The organism is Streptomyces sp. NPDC001108 (assembly GCF_053598535.1).
In genome coordinates, this window is record NZ_JBSFKL010000046.1 from 1 (window position 1) to 2,378 (window position 2,378).

General features: G+C 70.6%; 1 protein-coding gene. It reads left to right on the plus strand.

What is annotated here, in order from left to right:
* Nucleotides 1-2,378 (plus strand): type I polyketide synthase (locus tag ACWC97_RS33930; RefSeq protein ID WP_450653665.1); only part of this gene is annotated, 2,378 nt, incomplete at both ends.

The following is a 2,378-nucleotide window of genomic DNA, read 5'->3' on the forward strand; positions in this document are numbered from 1 at the left end:
ACGTTTCTGGATGGGTTGGCGCGGTATCGGCGTGCTTGTGGTCTTCCGGCTGTCTCGCTCGCGTGGGGTCTGTGGGACGACACCAGCACCATGACGAAGGATCTCGCAGCCGCCGACCGGGCGCGGATGGCGCGCAGCGGCGTGGCTCCCATGACCGCCGAAGAGGCGCTGGGCCTTCTCGACGCCGCGCTGCTGTCCGAGCTTCCCGTGCTGGTCCCGGCACGCCTGGACCTGAGCGCTCCGCGCCTTGCCGGAGACCCGTGGGAGGTCCCCGCACCGCTGCGCGACCTGGTGCCGGCGGCGCCCCGTCGAGCCGCCGCCACGGCGACCGGTGACACCTCGTGGCTGCGGCAGCTCGCCGGGCTCACCCCGGACGAACAGGAGCGAAGCGTCCTCGAACTGGTGCGGACACAGGTGGCGGAGGTCCTGGGCCATGCCTCCGGGGCGGCGGTCGATGTCGGGCGGGCGTTCCATGAGTTGGGGTTCGATTCGCTGACCGCTGTCGAGCTGCGTAACCGTCTCAACGTGTTCAGTGGTCTGCGGTTGCCGAGCACGGTGGTCTTCGACTACCCCGACCCCCGTGCGTTGGCCGGTTTTCTCGGCGGTGAGTTGTTGGGGGCGGGGCCATCGGGTGTGGTGGAGGGGGTGTCGGCGGGGGTTGTCGTCGAGGACGATCCGGTGGTGATCGTGGGGATGAGTTGCCGGTTCCCGGGTGGGGTGGGTTCGCCGGAGGAGTTCTGGGGGTTGTTGGAGGGGGAGGTGGATGCGGTTTCGGAGTTCCCGTCGGGTCGTGGGTGGGATGTCGAGGCGCTGTATGACCCGGATCCCGAGAATCCGGGGACGTCGTATGTGCGGGAGGGTGCCTTCCTGCACGAGGCGGACGGGTTCGACGCGGGCTTCTTCGGGATCAGCCCCCGCGAGGCACTGGCGATCGACCCGCAGCAGCGCGTGCTGCTGGAGGCGTCCTGGGAGGCCTTCGAACGGGCCGGGATCGATCCGACGGCACTGAAGGGCAGCAGGACCGGCGTCTTCGCGGGCGTCATGTACAACGACTACGCCTCACGGCTGCTGCACGACGTGCCTGAGGAGCTGGAGGGCTTCCTCGGATACAACAGCGCGGGCAGCGTCGCCTCGGGCCGGGTCTCGTACACCTTCGGTCTGGAGGGCCCGGCGGTCACTGTGGACACGGCGTGCTCGTCGTCGTTGGTGGCGTTGCATCTGGCGGTGCAGGCGCTGCGCAACGGTGAGTGCGATCTCGCCCTCGCCGGCGGCGTGACCGTGATGGCGAGCCCGGTGACCTTCGTGGAGTTCAGTCGGCAGCGTGGTCTGGCGGTGGATGGCCGGTGCAAGCCGTTCGCGGGTGCGGCGGATGGTACGGGGTGGGGTGAGGGTGTGGGGTTGTTGCTGGTCGAGCGGTTGTCGGACGCGCGTCGTCGGGGGCATGACGTTCTGGCGGTGGTGCGGGGCAGTGCGGTCAACCAGGACGGCGCGAGCAATGGTCTGACGGCGCCGAACGGTCCGTCGCAGCAGCGGGTGATCCGCCAGGCCCTGGCCGGTGCCGGGTTGTCGGCGGTGGATGTGGATGTGGTGGAGGCGCATGGGACGGGTACGCGGTTGGGTGATCCGATCGAGGCGCAGGCGTTGCTGGCGACGTACGGGCAGGGCCGTGCGCCGGGGAGGCCGCTGTGGCTGGGTTCGGTGAAGTCGAACATCGGGCACACCCAGGCCGCTGCGGGGGTGGCGGGGATCATCAAGATGGTGCTGGCGATGCGGCACGGGGTGCTGCCGAAGACGCTGCATGTGGATGAGCCGTCGCCGCACGTGGACTGGTCGACGGGGGCCGTCGAGCTGCTGACGGAGGCGCGGGAATGGCCCGAGGCGGATCGACCGCGTCGCGCGGCCGTCTCGTCCTTCGGGATCAGCGGCACCAATGCCCACATCATCCTGGAGCAGGCTCCGGAGGTCGAGGTGGTCGACGACGACGCCGTCCAGGACGACCACGGCCCCGTACCGCTGCTGCTCTCCGCCGCGGACGACGACGCCCTGCGCGCCCAGGCCGGCCGGCTCTCGGCCGCCCTCGGCCAGGACGAGAAGGGGGGCCTGCCCGAGCTGGCGCACGCGCTGGCGACCCGGCGCGCTGCCCTCGATGAGCGGGCGCTGATCGTGGCCGGGTCCAGGGAGGACCTGCGGAGCGGGCTCCGGGCGCTGGCCGAGGGCGACGCCGCGGGACACCTGGTGCGGGGATCGTCCGGCAGTGGCCCGGGCCGTGTTGCCTTTGTGTTTCCTGGTCAGGGGTCGCAGTGGGTGGGGATGGGTGCGGAGTTGTGGGCGGTTTCTCCGGTGTTCGCGGAGTGGATGGGGCGTTGTGAGGTGGCGTT